The 22,692-nt window shown below is 71.4% G+C and carries 19 protein-coding genes; 12 read left to right on the forward strand and 7 right to left on the reverse strand.

The annotated features are described in order from the left end of the window. Window positions 1-16: 16 nt before the first annotated feature. Window positions 17-769: a maleylpyruvate isomerase family mycothiol-dependent enzyme gene (locus ACFV1L_RS30840; protein ID WP_380372096.1), complete on the reverse strand. Its 753-nt coding sequence runs from the start codon at window positions 767-769 to the stop codon at window positions 17-19. Between the two features lie 238 nt (window positions 770-1,007). Here ACFV1L_RS30840 and uvrA point away from each other — a divergent pair, with 238 nt between their 5' ends. The 11 genes from uvrA to ACFV1L_RS30895 all read left to right on the forward strand — a co-directional run bounded on the left by uvrA (window position 1,008) and on the right by ACFV1L_RS30895 (window position 13,665). After that, a complete protein-coding gene (gene uvrA / locus ACFV1L_RS30845) occupies window positions 1,008-3,884 on the forward strand; it encodes an excinuclease ABC subunit UvrA (protein WP_380372098.1) in 2,877 nt (958 codons plus the stop codon). A gap of 105 nt (window positions 3,885-3,989) precedes the next feature. After that, window positions 3,990-4,406 carry a Rieske (2Fe-2S) protein gene (locus tag ACFV1L_RS30850; RefSeq protein WP_380372100.1) on the forward strand — a complete coding sequence of 139 codons (417 nt, stop codon included), beginning with the start codon at window positions 3,990-3,992 and terminating at the stop codon, window positions 4,404-4,406. Between the two features lie 98 nt (window positions 4,407-4,504). Continuing rightward, entirely contained in the window at window positions 4,505-6,508 is a 2,004-nt protein-coding gene (uvrC, locus tag ACFV1L_RS30855; protein WP_380372103.1) for an excinuclease ABC subunit UvrC, read from the forward strand. Further along, window positions 6,505-7,389 carry an RNase adapter RapZ gene (rapZ, locus tag ACFV1L_RS30860; protein ID WP_380372105.1) on the forward strand — a complete coding sequence of 295 codons (885 nt, stop codon included), beginning with the start codon at window positions 6,505-6,507 and terminating at the stop codon, window positions 7,387-7,389. Before uvrC ends, rapZ begins: the two co-directional genes overlap by 4 nt. 73 nt (window positions 7,390-7,462) lie before the next feature. After that, window positions 7,463-8,506: a uridine diphosphate-N-acetylglucosamine-binding protein YvcK gene (gene yvcK / locus ACFV1L_RS30865; protein WP_380372148.1), complete on the forward strand. Its 1,044-nt coding sequence runs from the start codon at window positions 7,463-7,465 to the stop codon at window positions 8,504-8,506. Beyond that, entirely contained in the window at window positions 8,497-9,477 is a 981-nt protein-coding gene (gene whiA, locus ACFV1L_RS30870; protein ID WP_030910402.1) for a DNA-binding protein WhiA, read from the forward strand. Before yvcK ends, whiA begins: the two co-directional genes overlap by 10 nt. 232 nt (window positions 9,478-9,709) lie before the next feature. Next, entirely contained in the window at window positions 9,710-10,717 is a 1,008-nt protein-coding gene (gene gap / locus ACFV1L_RS30875) for a type I glyceraldehyde-3-phosphate dehydrogenase (protein ID WP_380372108.1), read from the forward strand. Window positions 10,718-10,880: 163 nt separating this feature from the next. Then, window positions 10,881-12,086, forward strand: a complete 1,206-nt coding sequence (locus tag ACFV1L_RS30880) for a phosphoglycerate kinase (protein ID WP_380372111.1) — start codon at window positions 10,881-10,883, stop codon at window positions 12,084-12,086. 6 nt (window positions 12,087-12,092) lie between these two features. After that, window positions 12,093-12,878 carry a triose-phosphate isomerase gene (tpiA, locus tag ACFV1L_RS30885; RefSeq protein ID WP_380372113.1) on the forward strand — a complete coding sequence of 262 codons (786 nt, stop codon included), beginning with the start codon at window positions 12,093-12,095 and terminating at the stop codon, window positions 12,876-12,878. Window positions 12,879-12,966: 88 nt separating this feature from the next. After that, window positions 12,967-13,200 (forward strand): preprotein translocase subunit SecG, encoded by a 234-nt coding sequence (gene secG / locus ACFV1L_RS30890; RefSeq protein ID WP_035867047.1) that lies wholly within the window; start codon window positions 12,967-12,969, stop codon window positions 13,198-13,200. Between the two features lie 129 nt (window positions 13,201-13,329). Next, window positions 13,330-13,665, forward strand: coding sequence for an RNA polymerase-binding protein RbpA (locus ACFV1L_RS30895; protein WP_073814874.1), 336 nt, complete (start codon window positions 13,330-13,332; stop codon window positions 13,663-13,665). A 182-nt stretch (window positions 13,666-13,847) separates the two neighbouring features. Here the strand turns inward: ACFV1L_RS30895 and pgl are convergent, their stop codons facing one another. From pgl to tkt, 5 genes are all read right to left on the reverse strand, one after another. After that, entirely contained in the window at window positions 13,848-14,567 is a 720-nt protein-coding gene (gene pgl, locus ACFV1L_RS30900) for a 6-phosphogluconolactonase (protein WP_380372117.1), read from the reverse strand. Next, a complete protein-coding gene (opcA, locus tag ACFV1L_RS30905) occupies window positions 14,564-15,622 on the reverse strand; it encodes a glucose-6-phosphate dehydrogenase assembly protein OpcA (protein WP_380372120.1) in 1,059 nt (352 codons plus the stop codon). Before opcA ends, pgl begins: the two co-directional genes overlap by 4 nt. Further along, the gene (gene zwf, locus ACFV1L_RS30910; protein WP_380372150.1) at window positions 15,619-17,178 is read right to left on the reverse strand and encodes a glucose-6-phosphate dehydrogenase; all 1,560 of its coding nucleotides are present in this window, start codon (window positions 17,176-17,178) and stop codon (window positions 15,619-15,621) included. Before zwf ends, opcA begins: the two co-directional genes overlap by 4 nt. Window positions 17,179-17,247: 69 nt before the next feature. Next, window positions 17,248-18,381, reverse strand: coding sequence for a transaldolase (tal, locus tag ACFV1L_RS30915; RefSeq protein WP_380372122.1), 1,134 nt, complete (start codon window positions 18,379-18,381; stop codon window positions 17,248-17,250). 98 nt (window positions 18,382-18,479) lie between these two features. Then, complete coding sequence (gene tkt, locus ACFV1L_RS30920; protein WP_380372124.1) at window positions 18,480-20,576, reverse strand: transketolase; 2,097 nt, start codon at window positions 20,574-20,576, stop codon at window positions 18,480-18,482. 402 nt (window positions 20,577-20,978) lie between these two features. Between tkt and ACFV1L_RS30925 the strand changes: the two genes are divergently transcribed. Continuing rightward, window positions 20,979-21,920 (forward strand): heme o synthase, encoded by a 942-nt coding sequence (locus ACFV1L_RS30925; protein ID WP_035873795.1) that lies wholly within the window; start codon window positions 20,979-20,981, stop codon window positions 21,918-21,920. Window positions 21,921-21,946: 26 nt separating this feature from the next. On the opposite strand, the gene ACFV1L_RS30930 is transcribed toward ACFV1L_RS30925, so the two are convergent. Continuing rightward, window positions 21,947-22,591: a DUF2461 domain-containing protein gene (locus ACFV1L_RS30930; protein WP_380372127.1), complete on the reverse strand. Its 645-nt coding sequence runs from the start codon at window positions 22,589-22,591 to the stop codon at window positions 21,947-21,949. Between the last annotated feature and the right edge of the window lie 101 nt (window positions 22,592-22,692).

The following is a 22,692-nucleotide window of genomic DNA, read 5'->3' on the forward strand; positions in this document are numbered from 1 at the left end:
CCGTCAACCGGCACCATCATCCCATCGGGGGGAGCTCGGGCAGGGAGGTGCGCGCGTCGACCAGGCCCTCGTCGCCGCGGTGCACCTGCAGGCCGTCGCCGTCCGAACGCCCGGACAGCCAGCCGGTGAGCGCCCGGACCGGGCCCTCCACCACCAGCTGCGGGTCGCCGTCGCCGCCGAGCCGGGCCTCCAGGCCGGCGTCCTCGGCGATCAGCCGGACCGCCGGCAGGCCGTCGAGCGCGCCGAAGTGCGCGCCCAGCCGGCGGAACTCGGCGATCGCGAACGGCTCGGGCCAGTGCGCCGGGGTGTAGCCGGCGTTCAGGTCGACGTGGTGGTACTCCAGCTCGGCCAGCCGCTTCCCGGGCAGCTGCCAGGCCGGGAAGGTGTAGCCGGAGCGGTGGGTCAGGACGGCCTGCCAGTGCTCGGGGGCGAGCTCCCGGGCAGCGTCCACGAACCGCTGCTGGCTGTCGCGGACGTCGGCCAGCTGCACGTCCAGCGGCCGGCCGGAGCCGGCCTCGATGTCGGCGTCCCGGGCGGCCGGGCTGGAGTACTGGGGAAGGTTCTGGCCGGTGCGGGCGTTGGACAGCAGGACGACCAGGGAGTCCGCGTTGCGGGCGATGTGCGTCAGCACGTGGCCGCGGGTCCAGCCGGGCAGGCCGGACGGTTCGAACAGATCCTCGGGCTTCAGCTCGGTCAGGGTGTGCAGCAGTTCGGCGGTGCTCTCGACAGTGGCCTGCAGCTGCTCGGCCGCGGTGGTCGCGTCGCTCATCGGGTGGTGCCTTTCGACGGTCGGTGGAGCGGTTCAAGGCGGTTCTCGACGGGCCCGGGCCGTTGCCCGGACCGGTTGTCAGTCGTTGACGCTACCGTCGGGCGCGGGTGCCGTTCACTCGTCCGGGTGGACCCCGCTGGACAGGTTCGATATTCGAACTGGTGAGCTAGTACGCTGGCGGGCGCATCCTGGAAGAAGCAGACCTCACATTTCGACCCGGAGAAAGGCGCCAGTTACTGTGGCAGACCGCCTCGTCGTCCGCGGTGCACGCGAGCACAACCTCAAGAACGTCTCGCTCGACCTGCCCCGGGATTCCCTCATCGTCTTCACGGGCCTCTCCGGGTCCGGCAAGTCCTCGCTCGCCTTCGACACGATCTTCGCCGAGGGCCAGCGGCGCTACGTCGAGTCGCTGTCCTCGTACGCCCGCCAGTTCCTCGGGCAGATGGACAAGCCGGACGTCGACTTCATCGAGGGTCTCTCCCCGGCCGTCTCGATCGACCAGAAGTCCACCAGCCGCAACCCGCGGTCCACCGTCGGCACCATCACCGAGGTGTACGACTACCTGCGCCTGCTGTTCGCCCGGATCGGCAAGCCGCACTGCCCGCACTGCGGGCGCCCGATCGCCCGGCAGTCGCCGCAGGCCATCGTCGACAAGGTGCTGGAGCTGCCCGAGGGCACCCGGTTCCAGGTGCTCAGCCCGGTCGTCCGGGAGCGCAAGGGCGAGTTCGTCGACCTCTTCGCCGACCTGCAGTCCAAGGGCTACGCCCGCGCCCGGGTCGACGGCCGGACCGTTCAGCTGACCGAGCCGCCCACGCTGAAGAAGCAGGAGAAGCACACCGTCGAGGTGGTCATCGACCGCCTCACCGTGAAGTCCAGCGCCAAGCGCCGGCTCACCGACTCGGTGGAGACCGCGCTCAAGCTGGCCGGCGGCATGGTGGTGCTCGACTTCGTCGACCTGCCGGACGACGACCCCGAGCGCGAGAAGATGTTCTCGGAGCACCTCTACTGCCCGTACGACGACGTCTCCTTCGAAGAGCTGGAGCCGCGCTCCTTCTCCTTCAACTCCCCGTTCGGCGCCTGCCCCGACTGCTCGGGCCTGGGCAACCGGATGGAGGTCGACCCCGAACTGCTCGTCCCCGACGAGGAGAAGTCGCTCGACGAGGGCGCCATCCACCCGTGGTCGCAGGGCGCCACCAAGGAGTACTTCCAGCGGCTGGTCGACGCGCTGGCCGGCGAACTCGGCTTCCGCACCGACATCCCGTGGGCGGGGCTCCCCGCCCGCGCCCGCAAGGCCCTGCTGTACGGCCACAAGACCCAGGTCGAGGTGCGCTACCGCAACCGGTACGGCCGCGAGCGCTCCTACACCACCGCGTTCGAGGGCGCCGTCCCGTTCGTGACGCGGCGGCACTCCGAGTCCGAGAGCGACTCCAGCCGCGAGCGCTTCGAGGGCTACATGCGCGAGGTGCCCTGCCCGACCTGCAAGGGCACCCGGCTCAAGCCGGTGGTCCTCGCGGTCACCGTGATGGACAGGTCCATCGCCGAGGTCTCCGCCATGTCGATCAGCGACTGCGCGGACTTCCTCGGCGCGCTGCGCCTCGACGCCCGCGACAAGAAGATCGCCGAGCGGGTCCTCAAGGAGGTCCTGGAGCGGCTGCGCTTCCTGGTCGACGTCGGCCTCGACTACCTGTCGCTGAACCGCGCCGCGGGCACCCTGTCCGGCGGCGAGGCCCAGCGCATCCGGCTGGCCACCCAGATCGGCTCCGGCCTGGTCGGCGTGCTCTACGTGCTGGACGAGCCGTCCATCGGCCTGCACCAGCGCGACAACCACCGGCTGATCGAGACCCTGGTCCGGCTGCGGGACATCGGCAACACCCTGATCGTCGTCGAGCACGACGAGGACACCATCAAGACCGCCGACTGGATCGTCGACATCGGCCCGGGCGCCGGCGAGCACGGCGGCAAGGTGGTGCACTCCGGGTCGCTCAAGGAACTGCTGAAGAACGAGGAGTCGCTGACCGGCCAGTACCTGGCCGGCAAGCGGGCCATCCCGATCCCGGCCGCCCGCCGGCCGCGCGACAAGAAGCGCCAGATCGTGGTGCACGGCGCCCGCGAGCACAACCTGAAGGACGTCACGGTCGGCTTCCCGCTGGGCACCTTCACGGCCGTCACCGGCGTCTCCGGCTCCGGCAAGTCCACGCTGGTCAACGACATCCTGTACTCGCACCTGGCCCGCGAGCTGAACGGCGCCCGCAGCGTTCCCGGCCGGCACACCCGGATCACAGGCACCGACCTGGTCGACAAGGTGGTGCACGTCGACCAGTCGCCGATCGGCCGGACGCCGCGCTCCAACCCGGCCACCTACACCGGCGTCTTCGACCACGTGCGGCGGCTGTTCGCGGAGACCCAGGAGGCCAAGGTCCGCGGCTACCTGCCCGGCCGGTTCTCGTTCAACGTCAAGGGCGGCCGCTGCGAGAACTGCTCCGGCGACGGCACCATCAAGATCGAGATGAACTTCCTGCCGGACGTCTACGTCCCCTGCGAGGTCTGCCACGGCGCCCGCTACAACCGGGAGACGCTGGAGGTCCACTACAAGGGCAAGTCGATCGCCGAGGTGCTGGACATGCCGATCGAGGAGGCCCTCGACTTCTTCGAGGCCGTCCCCGCGATCGCCCGCCACCTGCGCACCCTCAAGGAGGTCGGCCTCGGCTACGTCCGGCTCGGCCAGCCCGCGACCACCCTGTCGGGCGGCGAGGCGCAGCGCGTCAAGCTCTCCGCCGAGCTCCAGAAGCGCTCCACCGGGCGGACGGTCTACGTCCTCGACGAGCCCACCACCGGCCTGCACTTCGAGGACATCAGCAAGCTGATCAAGGTGCTGGAGGGCCTGGTCGAGAAGGGCAACACGGTCATCGTCATCGAGCACAACCTCGACGTCATCAAGACCGCCGACTGGCTCGTCGACATGGGCCCCGAGGGAGGCGCCGGCGGCGGCACCGTCGTCATCGAGGGCACCCCGGAGGAGGTCGCCGCCTCCACCGCCAGCCACACCGGCAAGTTCCTGCGGGACATCCTGCCGGGCGTCTCGGACGCGACGCCGGTGAAGCGCCGGAAGAAGTAGCCGAAGGGTTGGCCGGATCCGCCCGGGGAGTCGCCAGGCTCCCCGGGCGGTCCGCGTGGTGCGTGCTACGTTGCTGGCGCCCTTCCCCGCACCGAGGAGTTCCCGATGTCCGAGCCCGTCGCGTCCCGCCGTACCGTCCTCTGCTGCGCGGCGGTCGCGCTGGCCGGCGCCACCGCGGCCGGCTGCTCCTCGTCGGGCGGCGGCAAGGAGCAGGCCAAGTCCGCCGGCCCGATCGACCTCGGCAGCGCCGCGGACGTCCCGGTCGGCGGCGGCAAGGTGTACCGCGAGCAGGCCGTGGTGGTGACGCAGCCGGCCGCCGGCCAGTACAAGGCGTTCAGCGCGAAGTGCACGCACGCCGGCTGCCTGGTGAACGGCGTGGTCAAGGAGCAGATCCAGTGCCTGTGCCACGGCAGCCGGTTCGGGATCTCCGACGGCGCGGTCCAGGACGGCCCGGCGCCGAAGCCGCTGCCCGAGTACCAGGTCGCCGTGCAGAACGGGAACCTCCAGGTCACCAAGGTCTGACGACCGGCCGGCGGCGGGCCGCAGGGCCTGCCCGGTCGGAGGTGTCCGACTGACGGCGCGCGCACCGCGCTGTCACCCGCAGTCGGTACGGTAGGGGCATGGCTGACCCGTCCACCTACCGACCGGCTCCGGGGGCGATCCCGCTCTCGCCCGGGGTGTACAAGTTCCGTGACGCGCACGGGCGGGTCATCTACGTCGGCAAGGCGAAGAGCCTGCGCCAGCGCCTGTCCTCGTACTTCCAGGACGTCGCGAACCTGCACCCGCGCACCGCGACGATGGTGACCACCGCGGCGTCGGTGGAGTGGACGGTGGTGTCCACCGAGGTCGAGGCGCTGCAGCTGGAGTACTCCTGGATCAAGGAGTTCGACCCGCGGTTCAACGTCAAGTACCGGGACGACAAGAGCTACCCGGAGCTCGCGGTCACCCTGAACGAGGAGTTCCCGCGGGTCCAGGTGATGCGCGGCGCGCACAAGAAGGGCGTGCGCTACTTCGGCCCGTACGGGCACGCGTGGGCGATCCGCGAGACGGTCGACCTGCTGCTGCGGGTGTTCCCGGTGCGGACGTGCTCGAACGGCGTGTTCAAGCGCGCCCAACAGGTCGGCCGCCCCTGCCTGTTGGGCTACATCGGCAAGTGCGCGGCGCCCTGCGTCGGCCGGGTGGGCGCCGCCGAGCACCGTGAACTCGCCGAGGAGTTCTGCGACTTCATGGCCGGCCGGACGGGCAACTACCTGCGCCGCCTGGAGGTGCAGATGCAGGAGGCCGCCGCCGAGATGGAGTACGAGAAGGCGGCCCGGCTGCGCGACGACCTGGGGGCGCTGCGCCGCGCGATGGAGAAGAACGCGGTGGTGCTGGCCGACGGCACCGACGCCGACCTGCTGGCCCTCGCCGAGGACGAACTCGAGGCGGCGGTGCAGATCTTCCACGTCCGCGGCGGCCGGGTGCGCGGCCAGCGCGGCTGGGTGACCGACAAGGTCGAGGACGTGGACACGGCCGGCCTGGTCGAGCACGCACTGCAGCAGCTGTACGGCGCGGGCACCGAGCCGGTGCCGCGCGAGGTGCTGGTCCCGGCGGTGCCGGGCGAGGCCGTCCGGGAGTGGCTGTGCACGCTGCGCGGGTCCCAGGTCGACCTGCGGGTGCCGCAGCGCGGCGACAAGAAGGACCTGATGGAGACGGTCCAGCGCAACGCCCAGCAGGCGCTGGCGCTGCACAAGACCAAGCGCGCCTCGGACCTGACCACCCGCAGCCGGGCGCTCCAGGAGATCGCCGACGCACTGGAGTTGGACTCGGTGCCGCTGCGGATCGAGTGCTTCGACATCTCGCACCTGCAGGGCGAGGACGTGGTGGCGTCCATGGTGGTGTTCGAGGACGGCCTGGCCCGCAAGAGCGAGTACCGCCGGTTCCAGATCAAGGGCTTCGAGGGCCAGGACGACGTCCGCTCGATGCACGAGGTGATCAGCCGCCGGTTCCGCCGCTACCTGCAGGAGCGCGAGCAGACCGGCGAGTGGGCCGTCCCGGAGGAAGTGCCGGACGGCGACGAGGCGTTGACCGACGAGAGCGGCCGCCCCAAGCGCTTCGCCTACCCGCCGCAGCTGCTGGTGGTCGACGGCGGGCAGCCGCAGGTCGCGGCGGCGCAGCGGGCGCTGGCCGAACTGGGCATCGACGACGTGGCGGTGTGCGGCCTGGCGAAGCGACTGGAGGAGGTGTGGCTGCCCGGGCAGGACGACCCGGTGGTGCTGCCGCGCTCCAGCGAGGGCCTGTACCTGCTGCAGCGGGTCCGCGACGAGGCGCACCGGTTCGCCATCACCTATCAGCGTTCCAAGCGGGCCAAACGGCTCACGGCGGGGGAACTGGACTCCGTCCCCGGCCTCGGAGAGACTCGCCGCCGGGCCCTGCTGAAGCACTTCGGTTCGCTGAAGAAGCTGCGGGCGGCCACCGTCGACGAGCTGTGCGAGGTCCCGGGTATCGGGCGCCGGACCGCCGAGACTGTTGCCGCAGCCTTGGCCTCCCGTACACCCGCCGCATTCGCGGTCAACACCGCGACCGGCGAGATCATCGAAGACAGCACCGCCACAGCAGTACCGAGAAGCGGGGAAGAGACGTGACTGTGTCCAACGGGGGAGAGAGCACCCCCGAGCTGGTGATCATCTCCGGCATGTCCGGGGCGGGCCGGTCCACCGCGGCCAAGTGCCTGGAGGACCTCGGCTGGTTCGTGGTCGACAACCTGCCGCCGGCGCTGATTCCCACCATGGTCGACCTGGGGGCCCGCTCGCAGGGCGCGGTGCCGCGGATCGGCGTGGTCGTCGACGTGCGCGGCCGCACCTTCTTCGACGACCTGCTGACCTCGCTGGAGGAGTTGGAGAAGCGCGGCGTCCGGCTGCGGGTGGTGTTCCTGGACTCCTCCGACGACGCCCTGGTGCGCCGTTTCGAGAACGTCCGCCGCCCGCACCCGCTGCAGGGCGACGGCCGGATCGTCGACGGCATCGCCCAGGAGCGCGAGCTGCTGCGCGAACTGCGCGGCGAGGCCGACCTGGTGGTCGACACCTCGAACCTCAACGTGCACCAGCTGCGCGCCAAGATGGACGCCCAGTTCGCCGGCCAGGACGAGCCGGAGCTGCGCGCCACCGTGATGTCCTTCGGATTCAAGTACGGCCTGCCGGTCGACGCCGACCTGGTGGTGGACTGCCGGTTCCTGCCCAACCCGCACTGGGTGCCCGAGCTGCGCGCCCGTACCGGAACCGACCCGGACGTGGCAGAGTACGTGTTCCAGCAGCCCGGCGCGCAGCCGTTCCTGGACGGCTACACCGAGCTGCTGCGGATCATCACCGAGGGCTACCGGCGCGAGGGGAAGCGCTACATGACGCTTGCCGTAGGCTGCACCGGAGGCAAGCACCGCAGCGTCGCGATGTCCGAGCAGCTGACGAAGCGTCTGATCGCGGACGGGGTCGAGACGGTGCTGGTCCACCGGGACATGGGCCGGGAGTAGCGGCCGGGAACCCCCCGTACCGCCGCCCCGGCCGAGCACGAGACAGGAACATGGGGTCGGCGTGACGGGATACGTGCCAGCGCGGCAGCAGCTCCGGACCAGACCTGCCGAGCGGTCCGCCGCGCCGCGCCCCGGCGCGCCGAAGATCGCCGCGCTGGGCGGCGGCCAGGGGCTGTCCGCGTCGCTGTCCGCCCTGCGCCGGCTCACCACCGAGCTGACGGCCGTGGTCACCGTCGCCGACGACGGCGGCTCCAGCGGGCGGCTGCGCGCCGAACTCGGCGTGCTCCCGCCCGGCGACCTGCGCAAGGCGCTGGCCGCGCTGTGCGGCGACGACGACTGGGGCCGCACCTGGTCCGAGGTGATCCAGCAGCGCTTCACCGGGACCGGCGAGCTCGGCGGCCACGCGGTCGGCAACCTGCTGATCGTCGCGCTGTGGGAGAAGCTCGGCGACCCGGTCGAGGCGCTGAACTGGGTCGGCCGGCTGCTGAACGTGCAGGGCCGGGTGCTGCCGATGTCCGCGGTGCCGCTGGACATCGAGGCGCAGGTCCGCGGCCACGACCCGCTGCGGCCCGGCGAGGTGACGGCGGTGCGCGGCCAGGCCTCGGTCGCGGTCACCCCGGGCACCGTGCAGTCGATCCGGCTGCTCCCGGACGAGCCGCCGGCCGTCCCGGAGGCCGTGCAGGCCGTCCTGGAGGCGGACTGGGTGGTGCTCGGCCCCGGCTCCTGGTTCACCAGCGTGCTGCCGCACCTGCTGGTGCCGGAGCTGGCCAAGGCCCTCACCGAGACCCGGGCCCGCCGGCTGCTGACCCTCAACCTGGCCCCGCAGCCCGGTGAGACCGAGGGCTTCACCCCGCAGCGCCACCTGGAGGTGATCGCCGACCACGCCCCCGAGCTGGCGGTGGATGCGATCCTGGTGGATGAGCGGGCGGTCAGCGGAGGCGCTTTCGGGCTCGCCGACCTGACCGGCCTGGAGCAGGCCGCGAAGCGGATGGGCGCCGCCCTGGTGCTCGACTCGGTGGCCCGCGCCGACGGCACCCCGCGACACGACGCGGAGCTCTTGGCCGCGGCGTACGACCGGATTTTCCGGACTCATGGAAGGATCGGCCCATGGCGATGACGGCAGCGGTGAAAGACGAGATCTCCCGGCTTCCCGTCACCCGTGCCTGCTGCCGCAAGGCGGAGGTCTCGGCGATCCTGCGTTTTGCGGGCGGACTGCACATTGTGAGCGGCCGCATCGTGATCGAGGCGGAGCTGGACACCGGCATTGCGGCACGGCGGCTGCGCAAGGACCTCCTGGAGATCTTCGGACACTCCTCGGATCTGGTGGTGATGGCCCCCGGCGGGCTGCGACGCGGCAGCCGGTACGTGGTGCGGGTGGTGAAGGACGGCGAGCTGCTGGCCCGGCAGACCGGGCTGGTGGACGGACGCGGACGGCCGATCCGGGGCCTGCCCCCGGCGGTGGTGTCCGGCGCGACCTGCGACGCGGAGGCCGCCTGGCGCGGCGCGTTCCTGGCGCACGGCTCGCTCACCGAGCCGGGCCGCTCCTCCTCGCTGGAGATCACCTGCCCCGGCTCGGAGGCGGCGCTCGCCCTGGTCGGCGCGGCTCGCCGGCTCGGCATCCCGGCCAAGGCCCGCGAGGTGCGCGGCGTGGACCGGGTGGTGATCCGCGACGGCGACGCGATCGGCGCGCTGCTCACCCGGCTCGGCGCGCACGAGTCGGTGCTGGCCTGGGAGGAGCGCCGGATGCGCCGCGAGGTCCGGGCCACCGCCAACCGGCTGGCCAACTTCGACGACGCGAACCTGCGCCGCTCGGCCCGGGCCGCGGTCGCCGCGGGCGCGCGGGTCCAGCGGGCGCTGGAGATCCTCGGCGAGGAGGTGCCCGAGCACCTCGCCGCGGCCGGCGCCCTGCGCATGCAGCACAAGCAGGCCTCGCTGGAGGAACTCGGCGCGCTCGCCGACCCGCCGCTGACCAAGGACGCGGTGGCCGGCCGGATCCGTCGCCTGCTGGCGATGGCCGACAAGCGCGCTGCCGAGCTCGGCCTGCCCAACACCGAAGCCAACCTGACCGAGGAGATGGCCCTGAGCTGACGGGCCGTCAGCCTGGTGAAACGCAACCCCGAAGGGGCGTGCGGAGCATGACGCGGCATCCGCCGCGGCCAAGCCCGCCCGCCCCTTTCGGCCATGTGGGCCCTTGCGCCCTACCGGTGAGGCGATGTGCCTTGCGACACTTGAGCGAGGTAGGGTCAGCAGTGGTCGGGGAAAACCCAAAATTTCACCCCCGTCGGGCTCCGGCCCGGCGTACCTGTTAGGAGATCGGTTCGTGACGATCCGGGTAGGCATCAACGGGTTCGGCCGCATCGGCCGCAACTTCTTCCGTGCGGTCAAGGCCCAGGGCGCGGACATCGAGATCGTCGGTGTCAACGACCTGACCGACACCAAGACTCTGGCTCACCTGCTCAAGTACGACACCACTCTCGGTACCTTCCCCGGCGAGGTCTCGCACACCGAGGACACCATCACCGTCGATGGTCACACCTTCAAGGTCACCGCCGAGCGTGACCCCGCGAACCTCCCCTGGGCCGAGCTGGGCGCCGACATCGTCGTCGAGTCCACCGGCATCTTCACCAAGGCGGAGGGCGCGAAGAAGCACCTGACCGCCGGTGCGAAGAAGGTCGTCATCTCGGCGCCCGCCACCGACGAGGACATCACCATCGTGCTGGGCGTCAACGACGACAAGTACGACGCCGCCGCGCACCACGTCATCTCGAACGCCTCCTGCACCACCAACTGCGTGGCGCCGATGGCGAAGGTGCTGGACGAGAACTTCGGCATCGTCAAGGGTCTGATGACCACCGTGCACGCCTTCACCAACGACCAGGTCACCCTGGACTTCCCGCACCGGGACCTGCGTCGCGCCCGCGCCGCCTCGCAGAACATCATCCCGACCTCGACGGGTGCCGCCAAGGCCACCGCCCTGGTCCTCCCGCAGCTGAAGGGCAAGCTGGACGGCACCTCGCTGCGCGTCCCGGTGCCGACCGGCTCCATCACCGACCTGGTGGTCACCCTGGAGCGCGAGGTCACCAAGGACGAGGTCAACGCCGCGTTCCAGAAGGCCGCCCAGGAAGGCCCGCTGAAGGGCATCCTGGCGTACACCGAAGACCCGATCGTCTCCTCGGACATCGTGAACGACCCGCACTCCTGCATCTTCGACTCGAAGCTGACGATGGTTCAGGGGAACCAGGTCAAGGTGCTCGGCTGGTACGACAACGAGTTCGGCTACTCCAACCGCCTCGTCGACCTGGTCGCCATCGTCGGCGAGCAGCTCTGACTCCCAGCGGTAGCTGACGTGACGTAAGGGGCAGGGCCCGGACGGCTGTCACCGCCGACCGGGCCCTGCCGCTGCGCCCATCCTCGTCCGTCCTACCCTCCCTGGTGACTCGCTGCCCCGTGTCACCGTCTGCCGATCCACCCATCGAGGAGCAAGCAAGACCGTGAAGACGATCGAAGACCTGGAGGTCTCCGGCAAGCGGGTGTTCGTCCGCGCGGACCTCAACGTGCCGCTGTCCGGTGAGACCATCACCGACGACGGCCGGATCCGCGCCGTCGCGCCGACCATCGCCAAGCTCGTCGAGCGCGGCGCCCGCGTGGTCGTCGCCTCGCACCTGGGCCGCCCGAAGGGCGAGCCGGACCCGAAGTTCTCCCTCGCGCCGGTGGCGGTCCGCCTCGGCGAGATCCTGGGCCGCCCGGTGGCGTTCGCCGCCGACACGGTCGGGGACAGCGCGAAGGCCACCGTCGCCGCCCTCGGCGACGGCGAGGTCACGCTGCTGGAGAACCTGCGCTTCAACCCAGGCGAGACCTCCAAGGACGACGCCGAGCGCGGCGCGTTCGCCGACCGGCTGGCCGCGCTGGCGGACCTGTACGTCGGCGACGGCTTCGGCGCCGTGCATCGCAAGCACGCCTCCGTCTACGACCTGCCGGCCCGCCTGCCGCACGCCGTCGGCGACCTGATCGCCACCGAGGTGGGCGTCCTCAAGCGCCTCACCGAGGACGTGGCCCGCCCGTACGTGGTGGTGCTCGGCGGCTCGAAGGTGTCCGACAAGGTCGGCGTGATCGAGAACCTGCTCGGCAAGGCCGACCGGATCCTGATCGGCGGCGGCATGATGTACACCTTCATCGCCGCGCAGGGCCACGGCGTCGGCGCCTCGCTGCTCCAGGAGGACCAGATCCCGGTCGTCCAGGACTACCTGAAGCGCGGCGCCGAGCAGGGCGTCGAGTTCGTGATCCCGGTCGACACCGCGGTGTCCGGCTCGTTCCCGGACGTCAAGGGCGGCGCCCCGGTCGACGACTTCGCGGTCGTCCCCGTGGACGCCATCCCGGACGGCGCGCTCGGCCTGGACATCGGCCCGAAGACCGCGAAGCTGTTCGCGGAGAAGATCGCCGACGCGAAGACCGTGTTCTGGAACGGCCCGATGGGCGTGTTCGAGCACCCGGCGTTCGCCGACGGCACCCGGGCCGTGGCCCAGGCGCTGATCGACTCCGACGCGTTCACCGTGGTCGGCGGCGGCGACTCGGCGGCGGCGGTCCGCACCCTGGGGTTCGACGAGGCGAAGTTCGGACACATCTCGACCGGCGGTGGCGCGAGCCTCGAGTACCTGGAGGGCAAGACCCTCCCCGGTCTCGCCGCCCTGGAGGACTGAGAACACATGACTGAGCGTCTCCCGCTGATGGCGGGCAACTGGAAGATGAACCTCGACCACCTCGAGGCCATCCGCCACACCCAGAAGCTGGCGTTCACGCTGGCCGACAAGGACTACGCGGCCGTCGAGGTCGCCGTCCTGGTCCCGTTCACCGACCTGCGCTCCGTGCAGACCCTGGTCGACGGCGACAAGCTGAAGATCAAGTACGGCTCGCAGGACATCTCCCAGCACGACGGCGGCGCCTACACCGGCGAGGTGTCCGGCCCGATGCTGTCGAAGCTGAACTGCGCCTACGCGGTGGTCGGCCACTCCGAGCGCCGCCAGTACCACGGCGAGAACGAGGAGATCGTCAACGCCAAGGTGAAGGCCGCCTACCGCAACGGGATCACCCCGATCCTGTGCATCGGCGAGCCGCTGGACGTCCGCAAGGCCGGCACCCACGTCGAGTACACCCTCGGGCAGCTCGACGGCGCGCTGGACGGCGTCCCGGCGAGCGACGCGGAGAGCATCGTGGTCGCGTACGAGCCGGTCTGGGCGATCGGCACCGGCGAGGTCGCCACCCCCGAGGACGCGCAGGAGGTGTGCGGCGCGATCCGGGCCCGGCTCGCCGAGCTGTACACCCCCGAGCTGGCCGACAAGGTCCGCGTCCTGTACGGCGGTTCGGTGAAGTCCTCGTCGGCGGCCGGCCTGATGGCCAAGCCCGACATCGACGGCGGGCTGATCGGTGGCGCCTCGCTGGACGCCGACGAGTTCGTCAAGATCGTGCGCTACCGCGACCAGGCAGTAGGCTAACGCCGCCGCAGCAACGTAGGCTTTGGGGCCGGACCGCGAAGAGCGGGCCCGGCCCCTTCGCCGAAGATTCGAGAGAGTTGGTCCCGTCGTGGTTCTCGGGTTCGAGATTGCTCTGATCGTCCTCAGTGCGCTGATGATCCTGCTGGTGCTGCTGCACAAGGGCAAGGGCGGCGGCCTGTCCGACATGTTCGGCGGCGGCGCGATGTCCACCGGCGGCGGCTCCGCGGTCGCCGAGCGGAACCTCGACCGCATCACCATCGTCGTCGGCCTGGCCTGGTTCGCCTGCATCATCGTGCTGGGGCTGCTGCTGAAGGGCAACTGACGCCCGACAACTGACGCGAAGTCGGCGGGCGGTGGTGGCACAGCCTTAACCGCCGCTTACACTAGGACGACTTCGCCACCGTCCGCCCAGCCGCGGCCGGACGGCACCAGCACGCAGGGGAGTCAGACCGTGGCAAGTGGCAACGCGATCCGAGGCAGCAGAGTCGGTGCCGGCCCGATGGGAGAGGCGGAGCGCGGCGAGTCCGCCCCCCGCAACCGGATCTCCTTCTGGTGCGCCAACAAGCATGAGACGCGCCCCAGTTTCGCCGCGGAGGCGGCCATCCCGGACACCTGGGACTGCCCCCGCTGCGGGTTCCCGGCCGGCCAGGACGAGCACAACCCGCCCGCCCCCGCCCGCAACGAGCCCTACAAGACCCACCTCGCGTACGTGCGCGAGCGGCGGACGGACGCGGACGGCGAGGCGATCCTCGCCGAGGCGCTGGCCAAGCTGCGCGGCGAGATCTGAGCCGTTCGGCAACGCGAAAGCCGCCCACCCGGGAGTGATTCTCCGGTGGGCGGCTTTCTGCGTGAGGCAGCCGTCCGACCGGGTTCCCGGGCGGGCGGCCTTCTCCGTCGCGCAGTTCCCCGCGCCCCTGGCGGGGCGCGGGGAACGGGTGGCCGGCTCGGCGGAAGGGACCTGACGGGGCGTCAGGCGAGCTTGCCGGCGGCTGCCTCGTCGAGGAGCCACAGGGTCTGCTCGGTGCCCTTGACCGCGCCGGCCGGGGCCGTCGCGGCGCCGGGCGCGGTGCGGGCGAGGGCGACGGCGTCGGCCTTGTCCGCACCGGCGGCGAGGAGCCAGACCTGACGGGCGGTGCGGAGGGTGGGCAGGGACAGCGAGATGCGGGTGGGCGGCGGCTTCGGGGAGTCGTGCACCGCGATCACCGTGCTGCCGGTCTCACTGGTCCCGGGGTGGCCGGGGAACAGCGAGGCGACGTGGGCGTCCGGGCCGACGCCCAGCAGCAGGACGTCGAACACCGGGTCGGCCGCGGCGAGTTCCGCGGCGTACCGGGCGGCGGCGTCCTCGGCGGGGGCGCCGTCGTCGGCGGGCATCTCGTGGATGCGGGCGCCGAGCGGCCGGACGGCGTCCAGGAACGCGGCGGCCTGGACGGCGTTGCGGTCCGGGTCGCCGGCCGGCAGGTAGCGCTCGTCGCCCCACCACAGGTCGACCCGCGCCCAGTCGACCGCGTCGCGCGCCGGGTGGGCGGCGAGCGCAGCGAGCAGGGCGTTGCCGTTGCGCCCGCCGGTGAGCACCAGGTGGGCGGTGCCGCGTGCGGCCTGGGCGTCGACGGCGGCGGTGACGAGCCGGGCGGCGGCCGCCTCGGCCATCAGCGCCGGGTCGCGGTGGACCAGGACGCGTTCGGCGCTCACTGGGCGCTCTTCTTGCGGGCGGCGGCCTTCTTGGCGGCGGCGGGCGTCTCCCGGTCGCCGACCGCGTGCTCCGCGACGTGCGCCTGCTCGACGGTGCCGCCGGGGCCCGCGTGCTCGACTCCGGCGATCCGCTCGCGCAGCCGGTCCACCGGGGTCCGGACGGCGGTGGCGTAGATGTCGTCGGGGTCGAGGCGGCGCAGTTCCTCGGCGATCAGCTCGGCGGTGTCGCGGCGCTTGAGCGCGACCATGCGGTCGGGCGCGCCGGGCATCGACAGGGTGCCGAGCAGGCCGTCGGGGCGGTCCAGGACGATGTCGCCGTCCTTGGTGCTCAGGGTGACGGAGGTGATGCCGGGGCCGCCGGTGACGACGCGTTCGACCGGGACCCGCAGGCGGTTGTGCAGCCACAGGCCGAGCAGTTCGACGCTGGGGTTGTACGACTCGCCCTCGACCACCGCGGCGGTGATCGTGACGTTGCGCTGGTCGAGCGCGGCGGCCAGCATCGAGCGCCAGCCGGTGATCCGGGTCCACGCCAGGTCGGTGTCGCCGGGGGTGTAGCCGGTGGCCCGCTGGGCGAGCTGGCCGACCGGCGACTCGGCGGTGACCGCGTCGGTGATCCGGCGCTGGGCGAGCGCCCCCAGCGGGTCCTGAGCGGGGTTGAGCGGCGCGTTGTCCGGCCACCAGACCACCACGGGGGCGTCCGGCAGCAGCAGCGGCAGCACCACGGACTGGGCGTGCGCGGCGAGTTCGCCGTGCATGCGCAGGATGACCGTTTCGCCGCTGCCGGCGTCGCTGCCGACCAGGATCTCCGCGTCCAGCCGGGTCTCGGCCCGGGCGCGGGGCGAGCGGCCGGCCCGCTTGATGACGGCCAGGGTCCGCGAGGGGTGCTCGCGGGAGGCGTCGTTGGCGGCCTTCAGGGCGTCGTAGGCGCTGCCCTCGTCGGTCACGATGACCAGGGTCAGCACCATGCCGGCGGCGGTCGAGCCGCTGGCCCGCCGGGCGTCCATCAGGGCAGCGTTGATCTTGCTGGACGTGGTGTTCGTCAGGTCGATCTTCATGGCCGGCGCCAGCTCCTGCCGTCTCGTGCGAGCATCTCGTCCGCCTCGACCGGGCCCCAGGTGCCGGCCGGGTACTGCGCGGGTTTGCCGTTGGTGTCCCAGTACTGCTCGATCGGGTCGAGGATCTGCCAGGACAGCTCGACCTCCTGGTGCCGCGGGAAGAGGTTGGCGTCGCCCAACAGGACGTCCAGGATGAGGCGCTCGTACGCCTCGGGGCTGGACTCGGTGAACGACTCGCCGTAGGCGAAGTCCATGGTGACGTCGCGGACCTCCAGCGCGGTGCCGGGGACCTTCGAGCCGAAGCGCACGGTGACGCCCTCGTCCGGCTGGACGCGGATCACCAGGGCGTTCTGGCCGAGCTCCTCGGTGGCGTAGGAGTCGAACGGCAGGTACGGGGCCCGCTGGAAGACCACCGCGATCTCGGTGACCCGGCGGCCCAGCCGCTTGCCGGTGCGCAGGTAGAACGGCACGCCCGCCCAGCGGCGGTTGTTGATCTCCAGCTTGATGGCCGCGTAGGTGTCGGTCTTGGACTCGGGGTTGATGCCGTCCTCGTCCAGGTAGCCGACCACCTCCTCGCCGCCCTGCCAACCGGAGGTGTACTGGCCCCGCACGGTGTGCTTGCCCAGGTCGGCGGGGAGCTTGACGGCGCTGAGCACCTTCAGCTTCTCGGCGACCAGCGCCTTCGGGTGGAAGGACGCGGGCTCCTCGATGGCGGTCAGCGCCATCAGCTGGAGCAGGTGGTTCTGGATGACGTCCCGGGCCGAGCCGATGCCGTCGTAATAGCCGGCCCGGCCGCCGATGCCGATGTCCTCGGCCATGGTGATCTGCACGTGGTCGACGTACGACCGGTTCCAGATCGGCTCGAACATCTGGTTGGCGAACCGCAGCGCCAGGATGTTCTGGACGGTCTCCTTGCCCAGGTAGTGGTCGATCCGGAAGACCTCGTCCCGGGGGAAGACCTCGTGGACGATCCGGTTCAGCTCCTGGGCGCTCTCCAGGTCGTGGCCGAACGGCTTCTCGATGACCGCGCGGCGCCAGGACCCGGCCGGCGGGTCGGTCAGGCCGTGCTTCTTGAGCTGCTGGACCACGGTGGGGAAGAACTTCGGCGGCACCGACAGGTAGAACGCGAAGTTGCCGCTGGTGCCCTGCGCCTGGTCGAGCTCCTCGATGGTGCGGCGCAGCGTGTCGAACGCCTCGTCGTCGCCGAAGTCGCCCTGGACGAACCGCATGCCCTTGGCGAGCTGCTGCCAGACCTCCTCGCGGAAGGGGGTGCGCGCGTGCTCCTTGACGGCGTCGTGCACCACCTGCGCGAAGTCCTCGTCGGCCCACTCGCGCCGGGCGAAGCCGATCAGCGAGAAGCCCGGCGGCAGCAGGCCGCGGTTGGCGAGGTCGTAGATCGCCGGCATCAGCTTCTTGCGCGACAGGTCGCCGGTGACGCCGAAGATCACCAGTCCGGACGGGCCGGCGATCCTCGGGAGCCGGCGGTCGGCGGGGTCCCGCAGCGGGTTGACGGGCCGGACCGGGGTGTCTCCCGCGGCCGGCTCCGTTCCCTCCACGTCCGGGTACGGCTGGGTGTTGCTCACTGTGGTGTGCTCCGCTTTCCGTGCGTCAGTTCGTGAGCAGGATCAGTTGTCGCTGTGCGACTGGAGCGCGGCGGTGACGGTCTCCAGCAGCTCGGACCAGGAGGCCTCGAACTTCTGCACGCCCTCCTCCTCCAGCACCCGCACCACGTCGTCGTAGTCCACGCCGGCCGCGGCGACCGCGTCCAGCACGGCCTTGGCGTCCGCGTAGTTGGGGGTGATGGTGTCGCCGGTGACGACGCCGTGGTCGTCGGTGGCGTCCAGGGTGGCCTCGGGCATGGTGTTGACGGTGCCCGGGGCGACCAGCTCGGTCACGTACAGGGTGTCCGGCAGGCTCGGGTCCTTGACGCCGGTGGACGCCCACAGCGGGCGCTGCGGCTTGGCGCCGGCCGCCTCCAGGGCCTGCCAGCGGGCCGAGGCGGGCTTGCTGCCGTCGACCGAGCCGTAGACCTCCTCGTACGCCTGGTAGGCGAGGCGGGCGTTGGCGACGGCGGCCTTGGAGCGCAGCTCCTTGGCCTCGCCGCCGAGGGCGTCCAGGCGCTTGTCGATCTCGGTGTCGACGCGGGAGACGAAGAACGACGCGACCGACTCGATCTGGGAGAGGTCCAGGCCGGCGGCCTTGGCCTGCTCCAGGCCGGTCAGGTGGGCGTCGATGACGGCCTTGTAGCGCTCCAGCGAGAAGATCAGCGTGACGTTGACGCTGATGCCCTTGGCGAGCACCGCGCTGATCGCGGGCAGGCCGCCCATGGTGGCGGGGATCTTGATCAGCACGTTCGGGCGGTCGACCAGCCACCACAGCTGCTTGGCCTCGGCGATGGTCGCGTCGCTGTTGTGGGCCAGCCGCGGGTCGACCTCGATGGAGACCCGCCCGTCGCGGCCGTTGGAGGCGTCGTACACCGGGCGCAGCACGTCGGCGGCGTCGCGGACGTCCGAGGTGGTGATCATGCGGACGGCCTCTTCGGTGGTGACCTTGCGCACCGCGAGGTCCTCGAGCTGGGTGTTGTACGCCCCGTTGCCCGCGATGGCCTTCTGGAAGATGGTCGGGTTGGTGGTGACGCCGACGACGTGCTTCTCCTGCACCAGCTCGGCCAGGTTGCCGGAGTTCAGGCGCTCCCGGCTGAGGTCGTCCAGCCAGATGGCCACGCCTTCTTCGCTGAGGCGGTTCAATGCGTCGGTCATGGTGCTTCAGTCCCTCTTCTTCTTTTCGTACGTCTGCGGGGGAGTCCGGGGCCCGGCCCGGGGCAGTGCGGATACCCCGGGCCGGGCGGGTCAGCGCGTCAGCGGGAGACGGCCTCGACCGTGCGCAGCGAGGCGCGGGCGGCGTTGGCGACCGCATCGGCGGTGATGCCGAACTCCTGGTACAGCACCTTGTAGTCGGCGGAGGCGCCGAAGTGCTCCAGGCTGATGATCCGGCCGGCGTCGCCGACCAGCTCGCGCCAGCCCTGGGCGATGCCCGCCTCGACCGAGACCCGGGCCCGGACGTTCGGCGGCAGCACGCTGTCGCGGTACGCCTGGTCCTGCTCGTGGAACCACTCCACCGACGGCATCGACACCACGCGGGTGGGGACGCCCTCGGCCTGCAGCGCCTCGCGGGCCTGCATCGCCAGCTGCACCTCGGAGCCGGTGCCGATCAGGATCACCTTGGGCTCGCCGGCCTCGGCCTCGGCCAGCACGTAGCCGCCCTTGGCCGCGCCCTCGGCCGAACCGAACACGTCGCGGTCGAAGGTCGGCACGCCCTGGCGGGTCAGCACCAGGCCGACCGGGCCGGGGTGGCTGGTCTGCCGCTCCAGCACGGTGCGCCACACCACGGCGGTCTCGTTGGCGTCCGCCGGGCGGACCACGGCGAGGCCGGGGATGGCGCGCAGGGCGGCCAGGTGCTCGACCGGCTGGTGGGTCGGGCCGTCCTCGCCGAGGCCGATCGAGTCGTGCGTCCACACGTAGACGACCGGCAGCTTCATCAGCGCGGCGAGCCGGACCGCGGGGCGCATGTAGTCGGAGAACACCAGGAAGGTGCCGCCGTAGATGCGGGTGCGGCCGTGCAGGGCGATGCCGTTCATCACGGAGCCCATGGCGTGCTCGCGGATGCCGTAGTGGATGGTGCGGCCGTACGGCGAGGCGCTCTTGAGCGGGTTGCCCTCCGGAAGGAAGGAGGACTCCTCGTCGATGGTGGTGAGGTTGGACTCGGCGAGGTCCGCGGAGCCGCCCCACAGTTCGGGGATCAGCTTGCCGACGGCCTTCAGCGTGTCGCCGGAGGCCTTGCGGGTGGCGACGTCCTTGCCGGCCGGGAAGACCGGCAGGGCCTTCTCCCAGCCGTCGGGCAGCTCGCCGATCTGGATCCGGTCGTACTCGGCGGCGCGCTGCGGGTTGGCGGCGCGCCAGTCGCGCAGCTGCTCCTCCCAGGCGGTGCGGGCGGCCTGGCCGCGCTGCACGACCTCGCGGGCGTGCGCGACGACCTCGTCGGTGACCTCGAAGGTCTTCTGCGGGTCGAAGCCCAGCACCTTCTTGGTGGCGGCGATCTCGGCGTCGCCGAGGGCGGAGCCGTGGGCCTTGGCGGTGTCCTGGGCGTTCGGCGCGGGCCAGGCGATGATGGTGCGCATCGCGATGATCGACGGCTTGCCGGTCTCGGCCTTGGCGGCCGCGAGCGCGGCGGCCAGCGCCGGGACGTCGATGTCGCCGTCGGACTTCGGGGCGACCCGCTGGACGTGCCAGCCGTACGCCTCGTAGCGGGCCAGCACGTCCTCGGAGAACGCGGTGGCGGTGTCGCCCTCGATGGAGATGTGGTTGTCGTCGTACAGCGCGACCAGGTTGCCGAGCTTCTGGTGGCCGGCCAGCGAGGACGCCTCGGCGGAGATGCCCTCCTGCAGGTCGCCGTCGGAGACGATCGCCCAGATGGTGTGGTCGAACGGCGAGGTGCCGGCCGGCGCGTCCGGGTCGAACAGGCCGCGCTCGTAGCGGGCCGCCATGGCCATGCCGATCGCGTTGCCGACACCCTGGCCGAGCGGGCCGGTGGTGGTCTCGACGCCGGCGGTGTGGCCGTGCTCCGGGTGGCCGGGGGTGCGGCTGCCCGCGACCCGGAAGGCCTTCAGGTCGTCCAGCGACAGTCCGTAACCGGACAGGAACAGCTGGGTGTACAGCGTGAGAGAGGTGTGCCCCGGCGAGAGCACGAAGCGGTCGCGGCCGACCCAGGTCGGGTCGGTCGGGTCGTGGCGCAGGAAGCGCTGGAAGATGAGGTACGCGGCGGGGGCCAGCGACATGGCGGTGCCCGGGTGCCCGTTCCCCACCTTCTGCACGGCGTCCATGGCCAGGACCCTGGCCGTGTCCACGGCCCGCTGGTCCAACTCGCTCCACTCGAATACGTTCGGCGTCGTGCTCACCCTGACTCAGGGCTCCTTCCGATTTTGTGAAGTGTGACCCCGTGAAGGGGACCGGTCGGCCACGCCGTTGTGGGTTGGTGCGCCGATCACGGAGGGTTGATCCCGCTTCTCTGTGCGAGCCTACCGTTTGCGGGGGCCCTCACCCTGCGTGCCGGGCAACGTGGACCGGCGGCGTCGCATTCCCCTGGCGTGGCGTCAACTGCCCTGTCCTACCCTCACCCGTCCAGGGAGGGTTCGCGCGTCCGAGGGGCAAGACGCGAGCACGTGCGGCTCGCCGGGGGACCCCGGGGCGGATCGGGAGATATGGAACGTCTATGGTTGCGTGGTACGCGCAGCGCGGACGGTGGGCACCCTGCGGGTCTCCGGGACGCCTGTGGAAGTTCATCGACTGTTGAGGTGTCCGTGACCGCCGTCGAATCCCGCCCCGCCGGGGTGGTGGGGACGAGGACCGCGCCCCGGCCGCTCGGGGCCCGCGTCGGGGCCTTCGTCGCCCTCACCAAACCCCGGATCATCGAGCTGCTGCTGATCTCGACGGTGCCGGTGATGTTCCTGGCGCAGGACGGCGTGCCGAACCTGTGGCGGGTCCTCGCGGTGGTGGTCGGCGGCTACCTGTCGGCGGGCGGCGCCAACGCGCTCAACATGTACATCGACCGCGACATCGACGCGGTGATGTCCCGCACCGAGCGGCGCCCGATCGTCACCGGCATGGTCTCCCCGCGCGAAGCGGTGGTCTTCGGCATCACGCTGGCCGTGGTCTCCACCGTCTGGCTCGGCGTCCTCGTCAACTGGCTGTCCTCGGCGCTCGCGCTGGCCGCCCTGCTGTTCTACGTCTTCGTGTACACGCTGGGCCTGAAGCGGCGCACCGCGCAGAACGTCGTCTGGGGCGGCATCGCCGGCTGCATGCCGGTGTTCGTCGGCTGGGCGTCCGTCACCAACTCGCTGTCCTGGTCGGCGGTGCTGCTGTTCCTGGTGGTGTTCTTCTGGACGCCGCCGCACACCTGGGTGCTGTCGATGAAGGTCCGCGACGACTACACCCGGGCCGGCGTGCCGATGCTGCCGGTGATCCGCGGCAACATCGGCGTGGCCAAGCAGGTCGTCGCCTACTCCTGGGTGATGGTGGCGACCTCGCTGCTGCTGTGGCCGGTCGCGCACACCAGCTGGCTGTACCCGGCCACCGCGGTCGTGCTGGGCGCGCTGTGGATGAAGGAGGCGTACGCGCTCCAGTCGCGCGCCAAGGCCGGCATCGTGGGCGCCAAGCTCAAGGAGATGCGGCTGTTCCACTGGTCGATCACCTACCTGACGCTGCTGTTCCTCGAAGTCGCGATCGACCCGTTCATCGGCTGACCCGACTCCTCGACCCTCCCTCGGCCTCAGCGCGGCGCAAGCCCGCTGGGGCCGACGTGGTTCTCCAGCCAGGCGTGCAGCGGGGCGGCCGCGTGCAGGAACCGGGTGACGCGGTCGTACGCCTTCGGGGTGCCCAGCCACGGGGCGGGCTCCCACCGCTGCCAGGCGATCAGGCCCTTGTGGCGCAGCAGTTCGATCCGCGGGTGGTCCCTGGGGTAGCCGCGCGGCGCGGTCTTCAGGCTGTCCCGGCCGACCACCTCGGGCCCGGCCCGGCGCACGGCCGCCACCACCCGCTCCAGCTCGGCGCCCGTCACGTCCTCGGCGACGGCCGTGCGGTAGGCCGCCAGCTGGTCGCTCGCCAGGTGGTAGTAGCCCAGCCCGCAGGCCAGTCCGTCGGCGGACAGCTGCACGTAGCCGCCGGACTCCAGAACAGCTCCGATGTGCGTCTTGTACGGGGACTTGTCGGCCGAGAACCGGACGTCCCGGTTGGGCCGGAAGATCTTCCCCGGCCCGAACTCGGGTTCCAGCCGGGCCAGCAGCGCCTCCATGGGGGCGCGCACCTGCTCCTCGTACCGGGCGCGGTGCGCCGTCCAGAAGGTCCTCGAGTTGTCGGCCTCCAGGTGCTCGTAGAACTCCAGGGCCTCGGCCGGCCAGCCACGGAAATCGTTCACGAGGGTCAGTATTCACGCCGCGGGGGCGTGCGCCGCGCGGCTTTGCCCGCGCATGGGGTGACGTTTCGTCAGCGGAAACAGTTCTCCAGTAGGGTCGGCCA

Source organism: Kitasatospora sp. NPDC059646 (assembly GCF_042734615.1).
GTDB lineage: Bacteria > Actinomycetota > Actinomycetes > Streptomycetales > Streptomycetaceae > Kitasatospora.